This window comes from Streptomyces sp. NPDC102437, assembly GCF_044765565.1.
Taxonomy (GTDB): domain Bacteria; phylum Actinomycetota; class Actinomycetes; order Streptomycetales; family Streptomycetaceae; genus Streptomyces.
Window position 1 is genome coordinate 1 of record NZ_JBIWKI010000076.1, and the last position, 16,015, is coordinate 16,015.

A 16,015-nucleotide genomic window follows, 5' to 3' on the forward strand; every position below is an offset into this window, starting at 1 on the left:
CCGACCCCGCGTCGGGCCCTCACCATGCCCACCGGCCGACACGGCCTGAAACAACCTCGCCCAGCCGCCCAGCAGACCCAACTGAAACGCCGAGGTTAAACGCCCTCTCAGAAGTCGTCGCTCAGGCTATCGGTTCGCAGACCGCCTTCCTGAGCTCGCACAGTGAACCGGCGTCAGGGGGGCACGCGCACGACCGCGGTGACGAGGTGCTTGGCAGTCGAGGCAGTGCGACGAGCACGGCGGGTACGCCAGCTGGCCTGCCTCCTAGGTGCGCGAAATGCTCCACGATCGCGGCGCGGTCGCGAGCGGCGCAGACGCGCATCAGGTCGAGCGCCCGCCACGTTACTCGTCCAAAGGTGGCGATGAGGTCGGCGAGCTGCGGTGGAAGATCCAGCCGCAGCGGTCGTCGTCGGCGGCTCTGGTGCACCGCTGGGACTGTGCCCTGTATCCGGTCGAGGGCGGATTCCTCAACCGTGAGGAGGCGGTGATCGCCATGACGGAGCCGGACATCGAGGCGTGCCAGATCTGCAGGCCCGAGACGGGGTTCGTCGACGGGTAGGGCCGTACGGACCGCCCGGCGCGTTTCCCACAAGGGGGCGGGCTGACGGCCGAACGGCAGCAGTTCCGCGAGGAGTTACGGCTCCAGGCGGCCGAGCGGTTCGGCCGGGGCGAGGGCAGTACAGCGATTGCCAGGGATCTGCGGGTCAGTGTCCGCTCGGTCCAGCGATGGCGCCACGCGTGGGCCCAGGGCGGCCCGCGGTCCTTGCGGTCGCAGGGGCCGGCGTCGCTCCCGAGGCTGAGCGATCAGCAGTTCACGCAGCTGGAGGCGGAGCTGGCCAAGGGGCCGGCCGCGCATGGCTGGGAGGACCAGCGCTGGACGCTGGCCCGTGTGAAGACGGTCATCGGCCGGCGCTTCCATCTGACGTACACGATCCAGGGTGTGCGGAAGCTGTTGGTGCGTAACGGCTGGTCCTGTCAGGTACCGGCCCGCAGAGCGATGGAGCGGGACGACGATGCGGTCGCGGGGTGGGTCAAGGAGGTGTGGCCCCGCGCGGAAGGCTCGCGGCGGCCCGTGGAGCCTGGCTCGTCTTCGAGGACGAAGCCGGAGTAGAAATACGCTCCGAGCTCATCCGCCTACGGAGGTAGTCGGCAAGCAGACCAACTCGCCGCTGATCGGCCGCCAAGACGCGGACATGGCGTGCTGGTGCGGGGGCAGCGGTCCGGCAAGATGACAGGCTTCCACCGGTCCGTAGAGGCGCAGGGCTGGAGGAAACCGAGAACTACTGGCAGCCGTGCTCGGGCGGATGGTGACGTTCCGAACCGTTACGGCACGTCGTACTTGCTCGTGGCGCTCTGCGCGGGGCGGATAACCGCCTTGCCGGAGTCGAGGTCAACCGAGCTGGGCGGTGCACCGGATTCGGCGTCGTCCCTGAGGACAAGTTGGCGTTCCCGCTCCTGTTGCACGTGCCGCTGTGACGGATGGAAGAGCTCGCCCCAGGCCTCAGCAGCGGATGCTCCGCCGCCGCCATACCTGCGCCGCCGCCAGCCGACCCACGCAAAGAGGATCAGCCATAGGCAGATGACGACACTGCCAGTCGTGAGGAGCAAGGGTCTCGCCTTCCAGGCACCGATGGTTCGTGCTGACAGTCTGCTGACAACCGTGCACAACGGCCAGTGCAAGCCGAGCCAATGACTTGGCGGTAAGAGAGGCAGTCAGCCGCCGGTGTCTCATGAGACACCTCGCAGTCTGGAGAACGACGGGTTCCGGGCCCTGTTGTTCACTCCGGCCGGACCGGGTGGTCCTGTGCTTCTGCAGTCGCGGCGCGGCAGTCTGATCCAGCGCCATTTCCCCGATCTGGTGTCCGCTGCCGGGCAGCTGCCGCGGGGCCTGGTCCTCGACGGTGAACTGGTGGTCTGGTCGGGAGACCGGCTCTCGTTCGAGGCGTTGCAGCGCCGTGCGGTCTCCGGTGAGCGCACCGCCGCGCAGCTCGCCGTAGCGGCGCCGGCGCACTACATCGCCTTCGACGTCCTGCAGGCCGGGGGCAGGGAACTGCTCAGGGAGCCGTACGAGCACCGGCGCACCGTCCTGGAAGGGCTGTTCACCGAGCATGGTCTGACGCCGCCGTGGACGTTGTGTCCGATGACGACCGACCCGGCTGTCGCGCAGGAGTGGCTTGCCTCATGGACCGAGGTCCAGGGCGTGGAGGGCCTCGTGATCAAGGGGCTCGGGCAGATCTACAGGCCGGGCGCCAGAGGCTGGTTCAAGGTCCGCCGCCGCCAGACCACCGAGGCCCTGATCGGTGGTGTCACCGGCACACTCGCCCGCCCGCAGGTCCTCGTGCTGGGGCGGAGCGACGCTGACGGACGCCTGCGTGCGGTCGGGCGCACCACCCCTCTGAAACCGGACGCCGCCCGCCAGGTCGCACGGCACCTCAGCCCGGCCGGCCCCGGCCATCCATGGACCGGCGTAGGGTTCAGTGCCGCATGGGGCAGCCGGGACAGCCTCGACCCGATTCTGGTCGAACCCGGCCAGGTGGCGGAGATCAGCGCGGACACCGCCATCGACCGCGGGGCCTGGCGCCATCCGCTGCGTTTCGTCCGGCTTCGCACGGATGTCACGGCGGCCGATGTGCCGTTGTTCGGAGAAGGCGCGGCACCTGCTGCTGGGTGAAGGCAGCGGGCGGGGCGGCTGCGGTGAGCTCGTCCGTGTTCAGGGGGTGTCGCCGACCCAGTCCCACCGACCGGGCTCGCCGGGGCGGGCCTCGTAGTCGGCGCGGCCGCCGGCCCCGTACGCGCCGTCGTTCGTGATCGGCATGGCCCCGGTGGCCCGTTCCGCAGGTGTCCAGCGGGTGACGTCGACGAGCTGGCCGTCCAGGGCGCCGCCGACGAGCTCGACGTACTCATGGCCGGGCTGCTCGTAGGGGTCGTCGTGGCCGGATCCGTACACCCGCCGCCAGGGAAGCGCAGTCATGCGGTCAGGCTCGCACCGGCCACCTGGCGGCGTCATCCGTTGTGCCGGAGCACGATGGCTGTCACCAGGGATGCCGGTCTGCCTGGGCGTATCCGTAAGACGGAGCACAACGGTTGTCACTGTCTGCTCACGATTCTTGTCACCTGTGGGATGTGATCAGTCTTTTCGTCACTTGCTGTTCGTTGAAGATCAGCTTTGAACGGCGCGGCGGGGCTGATTCGATGGCGCTCGTGCTCGAACAGGGTGGCGCCGAAGAGCCCTTGGGTGTGGTGTGGTCCGACCAGTGCGCGTGGACCGATCTGATGGCTCCGGTACAGGTGACGGCCGGGCGATCGGCTCTTGATCTCGACGATGACTGGGCGCGGCGCTGGACGGCCACGTGGCGGACTGGGGCCGGTGAGGTGTCGTGCGCGGTCCGGGATCTGAACGGCATGGTCGTCTCTGGTCGGCCAATGCGTCGGTTCTCGTGGCGGCGGGAGCAGCATGATCCGCGCGGTGCGCGACTCGCTGCGTGACCACCGCACCACCGCGCTGCTGCTGGACGACATCACCCGTCTGCGGCTGCACCGCGAGGACGACCAGGACACCCTCGACCTGGTGCGCGAGCTGATGGACTTGAACGTCACCCTCGTCCTGATCGGCGTGGACATCCCCCGCTCCGGCCTGCTGCGCGGCTCTTACCTCGACCCCGCCACGGGCCAGCTGATCGTCCCCGACCTGCCCCGCGGCCGCGGCCACAACCCGTCGGCCGCCACCCAGACCGAACGCCGCTTCGACCTGGTCAGCCTCGACCCCTTCGCGTACACGACCCCAGGCCAGATCCGTGCCTTCGTCGACCACCTCGCCGGGATCGAGGACCAGCTGCGGCTGCTGCGCGCCCACCCGGGGATGCTCACCGGCGGCCACATGCCCGAGTACCTCTACCGCCGCACCGGCGGCGTGATCGGACTGCTGCGCCGCCTGATCGAGGACGGCTGCACCGAGGCCATGTCCAGCGGCGAGGAGCGGCGCACCGTCCTGCACCCCGAACAGCTCGGCGACCTGGACGCCCGGGCCGGTGAGCTCCCCGACATCCCCTCCGCACCCCGCCCGGCCAGGCGGCGTCGTCCGGCGCACGGTGCGAACACCGTCTTCGACGACCGCGGACTCCCGACGCCGAGAGGGGAGGCGGGATGAGCGTGCGGCGTCCCCTGCCCCGCAGCCTCGATCCCCTGCCGGGCGAGAGCCTGACCGGCTTCATCCTGCGCCTGGCCCACCGCCTGGAGATCGCACCGCGCAGCGTCGCCGAGGCCACCGGCCTCACGGCCCAAACCGCCTACGGGATGATCCCGCACCACCGCTGGCACACCGTCCTCAACAGCACCCGGCACGCCTCCCCGGCGCTGCGGCGGCTCGCCGACGAGGCCGACGCCCTCACCCGGCCTACCAGGAGGTACAGCGGGCGCCCTGCGGCCCACGGCTGGAAGATCCCGCCCGCTGTCCTCGCGTCCTTCGGCTGGCAGCACATCCCGCAGTTCCTTCCCGAGCCGTGGCTCCAGCAGCACTTCGACGTCCCCGCCCACACCCACCAGGCACTTCGGCACGCCTTGCCCATCCAACTCGTCCAGATGGCCTCGGGTGGATCACAGCAGCTCAGCGCGCACCGACTCGGCCTGACCTGGCAGAGTGCGATGGATTGCACGCAGTGGAGAAGTCACTCGTCTCGGTGCCAGGGGGCGTCATGCCGGGTCGGCGTCGGTTGCGCGGCAAGGCGTAAGGCGTACCGGTCAGGGGCGTGCCCGGGCACGGGGCCGAGGTAGTGGTGGCCGGTCATGTGGCACCAGGCGGGCAGGTCGAGCGCGGCGGCCGGGGCGGTGGCGATGACGTGGACGACGGTGCCCGGCTCGGCGCCGTCGATCTCTCTGCGCAGGCGCAGCAGGAGGGTGACGCAGAGCAGGCCGGTGCCGTCGACAGTGATGCCCGGCGCGGGGGTTTCGGGGGTCACAGGGCTCATCGGCGGTAGGCGGTGGCCGCGACGATGGGCAGGAGGGCGAGGGAGAGGATGCCGCCGGTGAGGGCGAGGGCGGGGTAGCTGGTGGCGGCGACCATGATGCCGGAGGCCATACCTCCGGTGGCGCCGGCGAGGGCGATGGAGACGTCGACCATGCCCTGGGTCTTGGCGCGGGTTGCGAGCGGGACGGTGTCGGTGATGATCGCGGTGCCGGAGACGAGGCCGAAGTTCCAGCCGAGGCCGAGCAGTGCGAGGGCGAGCGCGAGGAGGGCGATCGAGTCGGCGGGGGCGAGCGCGGCGAGGAGGCCGGAGGCCAGCAGGGTGATCCCGGAGGCCGTGGCGATCTTCATATGGCCGAGGCGGTCGACCAGCCAGCCTGTGAGCGGGGAGGGGAGGTACATGGCGCCGATGTGGATGGCGATGACGAGGCCGGAGGCGGCGGTGCCGTGGCCGTGGTCGTGCATGTGGACCGGCGTCATCGTCATGATCGCGACCATCACGAGCTGGGTCAGGATCATGACGAGCGCGCCGAGGACCACGCCTCCACGCCCGACTGCCGCGTCGTCGGCGTCGGAGCTCGCGGTCGGGGCCGCAGCCCTTTCCGCCTCGGCCAGGGCGCGGGCCGTCAGAAGGGGGTCGGGCCGGAGCCAGACAACGAGGACGAGCGCGGCAAGCGCGTACGCGGCACCGGACAGGATGAACGGTCCTGCCAGGTTCGGAATGCCGAGATGCTCGGCGAAGGTGCCCGTGGGGGCGGCGAGGTTGGGGCCGGCGACGCCGCCGAGCGTGGTGGCGACCAGAACCGTGGACAGGGCCCGGCCCCGGTGGCCAGGTGCGGCGAGGTCGGCTCCGGCGTAGCGGGCCTGGAGGTTGGTGGCGGTGCCCGCGCCGTAGACGAACAGGGCGAGGAAAAGAAGGACGGGGTTGTCGAGGACGGCGGCGAGGATGACGCCGGCCGAGCCGACCGCCCCGGCGAGGTAGCCGGCGGCCAGGCCCGGGCGGCGGCCGCGGGCCTGCGAGATGCGGCCGACGGCCACGGCCGCGAGTGCGGAACCGGCGGTGAACAGGGCGCTGGGCAGCCCGGCGAGGGTAGTGGTGCCGAGCATTTCCTGCGCGAGGAGCGCGCCGACCGTGACGCCGGCGGCGAGTCCGGCGCCGCTGAGGATCTGGGAGGCGACCAGGACACGGAGGACGCGCCGCTGGGCGCGGGCTGGGTCGGATATGAGGGGCGTCGTTCCAGCGGGTGCGGTGTTGGTCATCTGTCTCTTCCGGGACGGCGGTGGCGCCATGCGCGAGGAAGCCGGGCATGGCGGAAGAGCTCGGGGCTCGGGGCGGTCAGCCGTACGGAATCCGCGCGGCGTCAGGCCAGTGGTCTACCTGTTGGGGGCGGTGACGCCGAGGGCGGTGTCGTCGGCGTCGGCGGGCACCGCGAGGACGGCCCGCGCCGCGCGTTCTCCGGAGGCGAGGGCGCCCTCGATGTGTCCGGCGCACTCGGTCGCCGTCTCGGTCGACGCCCAGTGCAGGCGGCCGTCCAGCGCCGGGCGCCGGTAGAGGCGGTGGCCGAAGAGCGAGTAGTCGGCGAGGTGCTGCACGGTGGACGGGGCGGTCCACCGCTCGGCGCTCCAGTCCTGCACGTGCAGGGCCACGGGGGAGTCGGCCGCCGGGCCGAAGAGTCGGGCGAGCTGGGTGGTGACGGCCTGCTCGAAACCGGGGCGGACGGTGCGGGCGTGCGCGAAGCCGAAGAGCGCGGGGGGCTCGCCGCCGGGCCCGGACATGTCGTGGATCTCCTGGAGCGGTCCGGTCCTGCTGAACGCCGCACCCGCCAGTCCGTCCTCCCGCCAGAAGGCAGCGGGGTAGTGGGCGACGACCTTGGCGACGGCGCCCATCCAGACCGGGGTGGACCGGGCCAGGCGTGTGAGGTCGGCGGGAAGCGCGTCATCGAAGTCGATGCGCTCCAGGGCCAGGGCCGGGGGAACGGCCAGGATCACGTGCTCGGCGTGGAGAGCGCCGACCGGGGTCAGGACGTCGAGGTCGCTGTGACCGCCCTGACGGACAGCGGTGACGGGCGTGCCCAGCCGAAGAGACCCGGCGGGCAGCCCGGCCGCGAGCGCTGTGGCGATGCTCTGCGCCCCTGCGGCGAAGCGGCTGGAGGGCGCGTCGATCAGGTTGCCGGCGAGACGGCGGATGCCGGTGGTCTCCTGGAGCATCGTGTCGCCGGCGAGGTGCTGGTCGAAGGTAGCGATGCCACTGCGGGCGGCCAGGGTGCGGATGCGTTCCTCGCCGTCCCAGAACCAGGTGGCTCCGAGATCGAGGGCCCGCTCGGGGTGCGCGGTGGCGGCGGAGAGCAGGCGTCCGCCGACGCGGTCGCGGGCCTCGAGGACGAGGACGTCGCGACGGGCGGCGTGCAGCGGACTGGCCGCGGCCAGTCCGGAGGCGCCGGCGCCGATCACGATGACGTCGTGGCTGGCCTGAGGGGACATGTGTGGCTCCAATCTGAGCAGGCTGACCCCCGCTGTCGTCGGTGGTTGCGGCATCGGGCCAAGAAGGCAGGTGGCTGCCCGCCGCGCGGCTGAGACACACGGCGGGGAAGGTGGCCGGCTACTCGCTGTCGGAGGCGTCCAGCACGATGCGGAAGCGGGGAGCCCCGGAGCGGAGCCGGGTGACGGCTTCGCCCGCCTTCTCCAGGGGCATCCGCTCGATCATCGGGCGCACGCCCGTGGTGACGGCGAAGGCCATGGCTTCCTCCGTCTCGCGTGGGCTGCCGGTCAGGTGTCCGGTGAGGGTGCGGCTGTTCATGACGAGCTGGGCCGCCGGAACGGTCACCGATCCGGCGTCGACGCCGACGAGGGTGAGCTGCCCGTGCACGGCCAGGCCGGTCAGCAGCTCGTCCACGGGGGCGGTGGAGGAGGCGGTGTAGACGATGAGGTCGGCGCCGCCGAGCGCCTTGAGCACGGCTCCGGGCGCCTGGACGTCGCTGTCGACGTAGTGGTGGGCGCCGAGGTCGCGGGCGAGCCGCTCACGGTCGCCGCCGCGGGCGATGGTCACGGTCTCGTAGCCGAACCTCGTGGCGAACTGGACGGCGAGGTGGCCCAGGCCACCGATCCCGAACACGGCGACCCGTCCGCCCGCGCGGATTCCGGCCTTGCGGATCGCGTTGAAGGTCGTCACCCCGGCGCAGCCGAACGGAGCCGCGTCGAAGAGGCCGAGACCGTCGGGGACACGGGCCAGCGCGTCGGCGGGCACGGTGATGCTCTGCGCCCAGCCGCCCGGATACGACAGGCCGGGGATCTTCCGCTCGGCGCAGTGGACGACATCACCCACGCGACAGTACGCGCAGTGGCCGCAGCTGCCGCCGAACCAGCCGACGGCCACCCGGTCACCGACCGCCCAGCCCTCGACCCGGTCGCCGGTCTCGGCGACGACACCAGCGACCTCGTGGCCGGGGGTGACGGGGAAGGCAGTGCCCTTGCCGGTGGCCGCGGCCGTTCCGATGTCCGCGTTGCACACACCGCTCGCCACCACCGACACCCGGACCCACCCGGCGGGCGGCGCCGCCGCCTCGGCCACCACGGGGTGCAGGGGACCGCGGGGCTCGGTCACGGCCATGGTCACGCTGTCCGACATGGTGCCTTCCGTTCCGAACGACGATGCTCATAGCTGCTGGTTATGCTGAATCAGCAGGAGCCCCACCGTAGGCAGAGGAAAACCCGCCCGGTAGGGGACCTCCGTGAATGGAGCGATAAGCCATGGCTATGACGACGGACCGCCTGAACCTCGAAGGGCTCCGGTACGCGCAGGCGGTCGCCGAGACCAAGGCGTTCAGCGCCGCAGCGAGGGCGTACGGGGTCACCCAGCCCGCCCTGTCGAACGGAATCGCCAAGCTGGAGGAGCGCCTCGGCGACAAGCTGTTCGAACGGTCGCCGCGCGGTGTGACCCAGACCGCGTTCGGGGTGCGAATCCTGCCGCTGGTCGAGCGCGCCCTGATCGCGCTCGACGCGGTCGGGGCGGAAGCGCGGCGGCTGACCGAACCCGGCGAGCAGAAGATCCGCATGGGTGTCTCGCCGCTGATCGGCTCGCACCTGGTGGCCAGGGCGTTCAGCATGGTTCAGGGCCTTCCCGTGGCCCGGGACCTGGTGCTGCGCGAGGCGAACATGCAGGAGCTGCGCGAATGCCTGCTGGCCGGGCAGCTGGACATCATCCTGATCCCGGCCGTGGCCGCGATGCCGCGCTTCGAGCACCGGGTCATCGACGTCGAGCCGATCGTCGTCGTCAGCCCCGACACGGCGGAGGCGACCCCTGTCGAACTCGCGGAGGCCGGCAAGGAGCAGTTCATCCTCGTCCCTGACACCTGCGGCCTGACCACGTTCACCACCCAGCTCTTCCAGGCGCACGAGATGCCCCTGAACACCTATCCGGGCGAGGCCGCCAGCTACCGGGTCCTGGAGGACTGGACGAAGCTCGGCCTGGGCTCGGCGATGGTCCCGCGCTCCAAGCTCACCTCGCCCGATGTCTGCCATCGCCCCCTGCACGACCAGGGCCGCGAGGTGCAGATCTCCTTCGAAGCGGTCTGGAGCGCCGACTCCCCGCTCGGCCCGGACCTGCTCCGCCTCGCCGACAGCCTGGCGGCCGCCCGCCGCTAGGGCCATATGCATCGCTTATAGCCTGATTCAGAGAGATCCTCTACCGGACCTTGCCGGGAATGCCTAACTTGGCAGGCACGTTGCGCCACTCACCGCTCCGTCCCCTCCCTGCCAATCGAGCGAGGCATAACCATGGCGTATCTTGAGATCACGCTTCAGGTGGACCCGATCAACCGCGGTGCCGCCGCCGAGGTGTACCAGAAGTACAGGCAGCCGTTCCTCGACACCGTCCCCGGGGCTCTCAGCAAGGAGCTCCTCGTCCGCGACGAGGACGTCCAGGTCCTCCACGGTTTCCGGAGCGTCGCCGACGCCAAGGCGTACCTGACGAGCGAGCTGTTCACCCGTGACGTCGTCGGCGGCCTGTCTTCACTGCTGAAGGCCGACCCCGACGTGCGCGTCTACGACACCGTCTGAGCCCGGTCGTGCACGAGATCACGGCGCTGCTGCGCGAATACGACCGCGCCCGCTCCTACACCGACGAGCTGTGGAAAGACCTCAGCCCGGACGAGGTGACCTGGCGCCCGCACGAGGAGTCCAGCGCCATCGGCTGGCACCTCGGGCACCAGGCCCACGTCGCCCACTTCATGATCCGCAACCTGACCGCGGCCGAGCCCAGCCCCGACCCGGAACTGGACGGGATCATGGACTCGGCGAACCCGGAGAAGTTCCGCGGCGCGCTGCCCACCGTCGAACGGCTCACCGCCTTCCGCGACACCGTCGCCGAACGCGTCCACGCCCGCATCGGCGACATCGCCGCCGGCCGAGTCGGCGCCCCCAGCCAGCTGGCCATCGTCGCGAACCACCTGCTGATCGCGCTGATCAACCACGAGTACCAGCACGGCCAGTGGATCAGCGAGGTCCGTGCCGACAACCTCGGCCACGCGCTGCCGCCCGACCCTGAATCGGACCGCCTCAGCCGCGTCGACGGCTACCTCATCTGCAACCCCTACGCCTGACCCCTTCGGCCGGCGCACAGTGAAGGAGCACAACGTGAGTGATGTGCGAGTCACCCCCTGGCAAGACGACAGCCACCCCTCGCCCCCACCCGAACTCCTCGCGGGAATGAAGGCACGCAGGCCGGGCGGTGAGCTGATCGGCATCGACCGTGTCCTGCTGAAGAGCTCCCCGCTCGCGACAGGATGGAACGGACTGCTGGGCCGGGTTCGCGCGGAGTTCACCCTGGCGCTGGAACACCGCGAACTGATCATGTTGCGTGTGGCCGTGCTCAACCGCGCCGACTTCGAGTGGGGCGTCCATCACCCGGCGTACCTGCAGGCAGGCGGCACGGAAGAAAAGTGCGAAGCCCTCAAGGGAAATCCTTCGGAAAGCGGCCTGTTCAACGAAGAAGAACTCGCCCTACTCACTCTGACCGATCAGTCCACGCGACAGGTCGAGGTCGATGCCGACGTCATCGAAGAGCTGAAGCGCCTGTTCGGTGAAGCCCAGACCGTCGAAGCAGTCGCGACCGTCGCGGCCTACAACATGGTCTCGCGCTTCCTGGTCGCGCTGGCCATCTGAGACTCCCTCGCGCACCCCTCAGTCACTCTGTTCGTGGACCTGAGCGACGAAGACGGCCTTGTCTACGACGCCCACGGCCGACGCGAATGCGGCAGCGCGGTCGTTGGACTGGCACCGGGCGACCTTCGGCTCGGAGGCCGGGCGGCCGGAGGGATCGAGTGCCTCCAGATCCGGTTGTCACCGGTCCTGGCGGTTGCGGTGCTCGGCGCATCGACCGACCTCAGCGGGACGGTGGTCTCCCTGGAGGATGTCTGGGGCCGCGACGCCGGGCGAGCCGAGGAAAGACTGCGGGCCGGCCACGTCGTGGGACGAGCGGTTCACGATCGCACTGGATGCCCTTGGTCGACGGATGAGCACCCGCCCGTCGCTTGATCCAGAGGTAGCCGCTGCCTGGGGAATGATGCTCACCAGCCGGGGACGGGTGCGCGTCGACAGCCTGGCGAACGAGGTGGGATGGAGCCGTAAGCGCCTATGGTCCCGCTTCCGGTCCCAGATCGGCCTCACCCCCAAGCATGCCGCCCGGCTGGTGCGCTTCGACCACGCCGCCCATCTCCTCACGGCGGTCGGTGACAGGTACCGCGCTCAGGTGACACCTATCGCGCTCCGGCACATCCGTTCGAGCGGACTGCCCCGGATCGAGTCGCATGCAAAATCGAACAAATGCTCTAATCGGAGTATGACGTACTCCTACCCAGACGATCTGGTCCGGGCCCAGCGCGACTGGCTCACCACCTACCGGCAGCTCGCCGAATCCCGCCCCCGCCACACCACCGCCCTGCGCCGCCGCCTCCTGGACCTGTCCGCCTACCTGCTGTGGCATCCGTTCTGGTCCACCCCGCCCGGCACGCCCGCCGCCCGGGTCGAGCTGCGCCGGCTCGCCCACCGCCAGGAGCAGCGCGGGACGCGAGCGGCATGACCCAGCCCGACGTCTTGTCCTCCCGGCAGGAGGCGATCCTGTCCGCGATCCGGGACTGGATCGCCGAGACCGGCGAGAGCCCGTCCGTCCGGCAGATCGGCGAACGGGTCGGGCTGTCCAGCACCAGCTCCGTCGCCTACCAGCTGGGCCGCCTCGAAGCCCGCGGACTGATCAGCCGCACCGGCCACTGCTGGCGCTCCTGCCGCCTCACCACCTGACCCCGGCGATGTGCGGGTCAGCAATTGGGTCAGCGGCCGGGTGTTCTCGACCCCCGCTCCTGGCGGACCTGCGGGCGACCCGGCAGCCGCCTCAGGCGGGCTCCGAAATTTGAAACTCCCGCAGGTCACGCGGTCGTAGCGGGCGGGTAGTTCCGCGCCCCGGGCGAGGCTCTTCTGTTCTAGGCCGCTTTCGGCGGGGGTGTACTCCGTGGTCGCCGCGACCGACGGACCGTGGTCGGCCCGACCATGACCCCCTTGTCCAGGCCGGTTGCCGGCCGCGTGCAACGGTGTTGCTCCTTGTCCGGGTTCGCTACCGGCCGCTGTCAGACGGCGGACAAGGGGGGTGTGCACGCTCTGCCTCGATCACCGCCCCGCTCCGGGGCCGTTCGGGCCGAGGAGACCACGCGATGACCACACCGACCAGCAGCCGGGCCCCGTTGCCGGACCCGGCCCGACCACGGGCCCGGCCCGGCGCGCTCTCCGACATGCGCAAGCACGGCCTCACCGAGAACGGCGGCACCACCTCGGGCGGGGAGACCCTGCGCAACCTCACCACCAAGGGCCTGGAAGCCGCCTCCTACGAACTCGGACGCCCCGTGACGGAGATGGGCTCCACCGCCCGCGGCGCGGGCGCCAGCGGCGCCACCCACCCCATGGCCGTCAACGAGACCATCATCGCGATGCTGCGCCCCAAGCCGAACCTGGCCCGGATGACCGAGGATCCTGCCGAGGTCCGGGCGGCTGCCCAGGCCGCCATCGATGCACCCGGCGGGATCGGCACCATCGCTCAGTACTGGACCGAGGTCCCGCTGCCCGCCACCGGCACCTGGAGCACGCCCGGCAAGGGCGGAGCCCAGGCCGACATCGTCCTCACCGCCCCGCAGGACCAGGGGCCGCTGCTGTTCATCGAGGCCGACAACTGCCACGAGACCGCCGAGGAACTCGCCGACAAACTGGAGAAGTACGCCCGCTTCTTCCGCCGGAAGACGAAGGACACCGACGGCAAGGAGCGCCCGATGTGGCGCACCCGCTGGACTGTCCCCGAGGGCCGCCCTGCCGACGTACCGCACCCGCCCGTCCTGCTCGTGTTCAACCGCCTCGGCGACCGCAACCCCAACCGCACCATCCCGCGCCTGACCGAACTCACCGCCACCTGTGGGCAGGGCAGTGGTTCGAGGACCACCACCTCTACAACGGGAAGATCCCCATCATCGCGACCGGGCTGCGCAACCTGCGCGAGCACGGCCCGCACGGCGCGGTGTTCCTCCGCTTCGGCCGCGACCACATGCAGCCCCTGCGCGAAGCGATCGGCAACCCCCGCCGCGAGGCGGCCGACACACGCAGACGAGCCGAGCAACAGGCCCACGAACGCGCGTACAAGGAGCAGCTGCGCCGTGCGGCCGAGCAGCAGAAGGCCGAGCGGGAAGCGCGCCGTCCGGCATGCGCCGGCTGCGGCACGAAGCTCTCCGACGACCGGTGGAAGGCGGCCGAGACATACCCGACGCCGGGACCGCGGTGGCATCCGACGCTGTGCGACGGATGCGAGGGCCAGGCCGTGACCGCGGCCTTCATCAGGACCTCGGCCCGGAGCATCGAGTCGATCAGCGGCCCGAACTCATCGATCACCCTTGCCCGCGACCGCCCGCTCGGCGATCGCCGCGGAGGGGTCGCCGACCCCGGCGCTGACAGGTACTTGCGGACCGTCTTGCGGTCGAGCCCGGTCTCCCTGGCGATCTCCGACAGGCTCATCGCCCCGGACTCCAGGAGACCACGAAAGCGCCGAAGCTCCAGCCAACGCTGCGGATCCAAGACCACTGCCAGCCCCCTCCGCCGTCCGTATCGACCAACCAGCAGAGTGCCGAGCAGCAGGTCTCTCACCGCATCAGCAACTGTCCCTTTTCATCCGTACGAGACTGGGGACGTTCACGTGTACGCCGACAAGGGACCGCCCGATAGCCCGTCAGGGTCCGGGTGGTGTGTAGTTGCACATGCCGTAGCGGCATGTGGTGTCGTCGAGGGCACCACAGCACGAAAGGCCCTGTCTGCGATGTACCCCTCCGCCACGCCTCCCCGCGAGGTCAAGATCGGCGATGCCGCCGCCTTCGCCGGCACCACCCCGCGCGCCATTCGTCACTACCACCAGATCGGTCTGCTGCCGGAGCCCGAGCGAGGCGGAGACGGACGCCGCCGCTACGGCTACGACGACATGATCCGCCTGCTGTGGATCCGCAAGATGTCCGAGGCCAGCATCAGCCTGGACGACATGCGGGCCGCCTTCGACGAAGCCCGGGACGTTGAGGACATCCTGGGCCGGCTGGAGGAGACCCTGGCCGCCCAGGAGGCCGACATCAAGCGTCAGCGCGCGGCAGTCCAGCGCCTGCGGGTCGTGGGCAGCCCACTGGGCTTGCTCTCCCCGTTGGTCACGGACCGGCTCAGCCACCTGCCTTCTGGCGCACTGCGCCCTTCCGACCTGGACGCCCTGCTGGTCACGGAACGGATCTTCGGGCCGCTGGGAGCCGCAATTCAGGCCAGCGTGTTCATCACCCTGGCGACCCATCCCGGCCTACGGGCCGAGGCGGACCGCCTCGACGCGGCCGACGCCGCCCTCGATGACACCGTCGACCCCCACGACCCGCAGGTCGAGGAACTCGCCGCGCAGCACTGCGCCCACCACAAGGCCCTGCTCCAGGCCATTGAAGCGGCCGGACTGGACGTGGCCGAGGAGAAGCTCTTCGAGACCTACGACGCCGAGGCGAGCGGCGAGGAGGACGCCCAGATGAGTGCCTTCGAAGCGGTAACCAAGATGCCCTATGGCTTCTCCGCGGCCCGGGCGCGGTGCATGGAACTCACGGCACGGCTCCTTGACGGGGACCTCTCCGCAGGCAGCTGATCGCTGGTGTGGCCGTGCGTGAGGATCCCGGATTGGCCACCGACACGAAGCCGAGGGTCTTGCGGGGTCTGTTGTTGAGGGTGGCGGCGACGGCTTGGAGCTCGTCGGCGTCCCAACGCGACAGGTCCGTGCCCTTGGGAAAGTACTGACGCAGCAGACCGTTCATGTTTTCGTTGGTGCCGCGCTGCCAGGGGCTGTGGGGGTCGGCGAAGTAGACCTGGAGCCCGGATTCGATGCGGAGTTGGGCGTGTTGGGCCAGTTCCGCTCCGCGGTCCCAGGTCAGTGACCTGCGCAGTTGCTCGGGCAGCGTGGTGATGGTGGCGGTGATCGCGTCCTTGACGGCCGCGGCGCCGCGGCCGGCCAGCGCGGGCCCGTTCTTGGTGCGTGGTTCGGTGCCGAAGCCCTCCATGCGGGGCAGGTGCAGCAGCATCGTGAACCGCGTGCTGCGCTCGACCAGCGTGCCGATCGCGGACCGGCCGGTCCCGATGATGAGGTCGCCTTCCCAGTGCCCTGGGACGGCGCGGTCTTCGGCTTCGGCGGGCCGCTCACTGATCAGCACGTCGGCCGTGACGTGGCCACGGACGCTCTGCCTGGTGCGCTCTCAAGGGACGCGCAGTGACCGTCCGGTGCGCAGGCACGCGACCAGCTCGCGCTTGAGTGCCCCGCGTCCTTGCACGTAGAGGGCCTGGTAGATCGCCTCCGGGGAGATGCGCATGGATTCATCTTCGGGGAAGTCCACCTCGAGCCGCTGCCAAGACCTGGTCCCAGCGCGGCCGGACTCCGGTGGTGCGAGTCCGCGGCCGGTCTCGCAGACGAATATCGATCGCCGCACTGACCTGCTACAAACCCGGCCACCGATCCCGGCTGATCTA

Annotated in this window: 19 protein-coding genes and 3 pseudogenes; 14 read left to right on the plus strand and 8 right to left on the minus strand. The window is 70.5% G+C overall.

Going from position 1 to position 16,015, the window contains the following annotated elements; all coding sequences use genetic code 11:
- Positions 1–277 precede the first annotated feature (277 nt).
- Both ACIRJP_RS39850 and ACIRJP_RS39855 read left to right on the plus strand, forming a co-directional pair.
- Entirely contained in the window at positions 278–559 is a 282-nt protein-coding gene (locus tag ACIRJP_RS39850) for a DUF6233 domain-containing protein (protein ID WP_404185719.1), read from the plus strand.
- 42 nt (positions 560–601) lie between these two features.
- Positions 602–1,111 (plus strand): winged helix-turn-helix domain-containing protein, encoded by a 510-nt coding sequence (locus tag ACIRJP_RS39855; protein ID WP_404185766.1) that lies wholly within the window; start codon positions 602–604, stop codon positions 1,109–1,111.
- 212 nt (positions 1,112–1,323) lie between these two features.
- On the opposite strand, the gene ACIRJP_RS39860 is transcribed toward ACIRJP_RS39855, so the two are convergent.
- Positions 1,324–1,680 (minus strand): DUF6191 domain-containing protein, encoded by a 357-nt coding sequence (locus ACIRJP_RS39860; protein WP_404185722.1) that lies wholly within the window; start codon positions 1,678–1,680, stop codon positions 1,324–1,326.
- A gap of 43 nt (positions 1,681–1,723) precedes the next feature.
- On the opposite strand from ACIRJP_RS39860, the gene ACIRJP_RS39865 reads away from it, so the two are divergent.
- The gene (locus ACIRJP_RS39865) at positions 1,724–2,671 is read left to right on the plus strand and encodes an ATP-dependent DNA ligase (protein ID WP_404185725.1); all 948 of its coding nucleotides are present in this window, start codon (positions 1,724–1,726) and stop codon (positions 2,669–2,671) included.
- Positions 2,672–2,710: 39 nt separating this feature from the next.
- Here ACIRJP_RS39865 and ACIRJP_RS39870 read toward each other — a convergent pair whose 3' ends face one another.
- Positions 2,711–2,971, minus strand: a complete 261-nt coding sequence (locus ACIRJP_RS39870; RefSeq protein WP_404185728.1) for a hypothetical protein — start codon at positions 2,969–2,971, stop codon at positions 2,711–2,713.
- 152 nt (positions 2,972–3,123) lie between these two features.
- On the opposite strand from ACIRJP_RS39870, the gene ACIRJP_RS39875 reads away from it, so the two are divergent.
- Together ACIRJP_RS39875 and ACIRJP_RS39880 are read left to right on the plus strand one after the other, a co-directional pair.
- Positions 3,124–3,486 (plus strand): hypothetical protein, encoded by a 363-nt coding sequence (locus ACIRJP_RS39875; RefSeq protein ID WP_404185731.1) that lies wholly within the window; start codon positions 3,124–3,126, stop codon positions 3,484–3,486.
- Positions 3,455–4,147 (plus strand): hypothetical protein, encoded by a 693-nt coding sequence (locus ACIRJP_RS39880; RefSeq protein ID WP_404185734.1) that lies wholly within the window; start codon positions 3,455–3,457, stop codon positions 4,145–4,147. Before ACIRJP_RS39875 ends, ACIRJP_RS39880 begins: the two co-directional genes overlap by 32 nt.
- A 517-nt stretch (positions 4,148–4,664) precedes the next feature.
- Here ACIRJP_RS39880 and ACIRJP_RS39885 read toward each other — a convergent pair.
- The 4 genes from ACIRJP_RS39885 to ACIRJP_RS39900 form a co-directional block, all read right to left on the minus strand.
- On the minus strand, positions 4,665–4,964 hold the full coding sequence (locus ACIRJP_RS39885) for a sulfurtransferase TusA family protein (RefSeq protein ID WP_404185737.1): 300 nt from the start codon (positions 4,962–4,964) through the stop codon (positions 4,665–4,667).
- Positions 4,961–6,220 (minus strand): MFS transporter, encoded by a 1,260-nt coding sequence (locus ACIRJP_RS39890; protein WP_404185739.1) that lies wholly within the window; start codon positions 6,218–6,220, stop codon positions 4,961–4,963. The genes ACIRJP_RS39885 and ACIRJP_RS39890 overlap by 4 nt, the downstream gene beginning before the upstream one ends.
- Positions 6,221–6,334: 114 nt before the next feature.
- Positions 6,335–7,441 carry a flavin monoamine oxidase family protein gene (locus ACIRJP_RS39895; RefSeq protein WP_404185742.1) on the minus strand — a complete coding sequence of 369 codons (1,107 nt, stop codon included), beginning with the start codon at positions 7,439–7,441 and terminating at the stop codon, positions 6,335–6,337.
- Between the two features lie 118 nt (positions 7,442–7,559).
- Positions 7,560–8,585, minus strand: a complete 1,026-nt coding sequence (locus ACIRJP_RS39900) for an alcohol dehydrogenase catalytic domain-containing protein (protein WP_404185745.1) — start codon at positions 8,583–8,585, stop codon at positions 7,560–7,562.
- A gap of 122 nt (positions 8,586–8,707) precedes the next feature.
- Here ACIRJP_RS39900 and ACIRJP_RS39905 point away from each other — a divergent pair, with 122 nt between their 5' ends.
- The 8 genes and pseudogenes from ACIRJP_RS39905 (at position 8,708) to ACIRJP_RS39940 (ending at position 13,812) form a co-directional block, all read left to right on the plus strand.
- Positions 8,708–9,601 (plus strand): LysR family transcriptional regulator, encoded by an 894-nt coding sequence (locus ACIRJP_RS39905; protein WP_404185748.1) that lies wholly within the window; start codon positions 8,708–8,710, stop codon positions 9,599–9,601.
- 132 nt (positions 9,602–9,733) lie between these two features.
- A complete protein-coding gene (locus ACIRJP_RS39910; protein WP_404185751.1) occupies positions 9,734–10,015 on the plus strand; it encodes an antibiotic biosynthesis monooxygenase family protein in 282 nt (93 codons plus the stop codon).
- An 8-nt stretch (positions 10,016–10,023) separates the two neighbouring features.
- Positions 10,024–10,557 carry a DinB family protein gene (locus ACIRJP_RS39915; RefSeq protein ID WP_404185754.1) on the plus strand — a complete coding sequence of 178 codons (534 nt, stop codon included), beginning with the start codon at positions 10,024–10,026 and terminating at the stop codon, positions 10,555–10,557.
- A 106-nt stretch (positions 10,558–10,663) separates the two neighbouring features.
- Positions 10,664–11,119: a carboxymuconolactone decarboxylase family protein gene (locus tag ACIRJP_RS39920; RefSeq protein WP_404185757.1), complete on the plus strand. Its 456-nt coding sequence runs from the start codon at positions 10,664–10,666 to the stop codon at positions 11,117–11,119.
- Between the two features lie 27 nt (positions 11,120–11,146).
- Positions 11,147–11,681: pseudogene (locus ACIRJP_RS39925) on the plus strand (helix-turn-helix domain-containing protein); the annotation flags it as partial.
- A gap of 114 nt (positions 11,682–11,795) precedes the next feature.
- Positions 11,796–12,035 carry a hypothetical protein gene (locus tag ACIRJP_RS39930; RefSeq protein WP_404185769.1) on the plus strand — a complete coding sequence of 80 codons (240 nt, stop codon included), beginning with the start codon at positions 11,796–11,798 and terminating at the stop codon, positions 12,033–12,035.
- Positions 12,032–12,253 (plus strand): LexA family protein, encoded by a 222-nt coding sequence (locus ACIRJP_RS39935; protein ID WP_404185760.1) that lies wholly within the window; start codon positions 12,032–12,034, stop codon positions 12,251–12,253. Before ACIRJP_RS39930 ends, ACIRJP_RS39935 begins: the two co-directional genes overlap by 4 nt.
- A 485-nt stretch (positions 12,254–12,738) precedes the next feature.
- Positions 12,739–13,812, plus strand: coding sequence for a replication-relaxation family protein (locus ACIRJP_RS39940; protein WP_404185772.1), 1,074 nt, complete (start codon positions 12,739–12,741; stop codon positions 13,810–13,812).
- Here the strand turns inward: ACIRJP_RS39940 and ACIRJP_RS39945 are convergent.
- Positions 13,811–14,068 (minus strand): annotated as a pseudogene (locus ACIRJP_RS39945) (IS21 family transposase); the annotation flags it as partial. The gene ACIRJP_RS39940 and the pseudogene ACIRJP_RS39945 sit on opposite strands and share 2 nt — an antisense overlap.
- A 232-nt stretch (positions 14,069–14,300) precedes the next feature.
- Here ACIRJP_RS39945 and ACIRJP_RS39950 point away from each other — a divergent pair.
- On the plus strand, positions 14,301–15,143 hold the full coding sequence (locus tag ACIRJP_RS39950; protein ID WP_404185763.1) for a MerR family transcriptional regulator: 843 nt from the start codon (positions 14,301–14,303) through the stop codon (positions 15,141–15,143).
- Here ACIRJP_RS39950 and ACIRJP_RS39955 read toward each other — a convergent pair.
- Positions 15,100–15,891, minus strand: a pseudogene (locus ACIRJP_RS39955) (IS30 family transposase); the annotation flags it as partial. The gene ACIRJP_RS39950 and the pseudogene ACIRJP_RS39955 overlap by 44 nt on opposite strands.
- Positions 15,892–16,015: the final 124 nt, after the last annotated feature.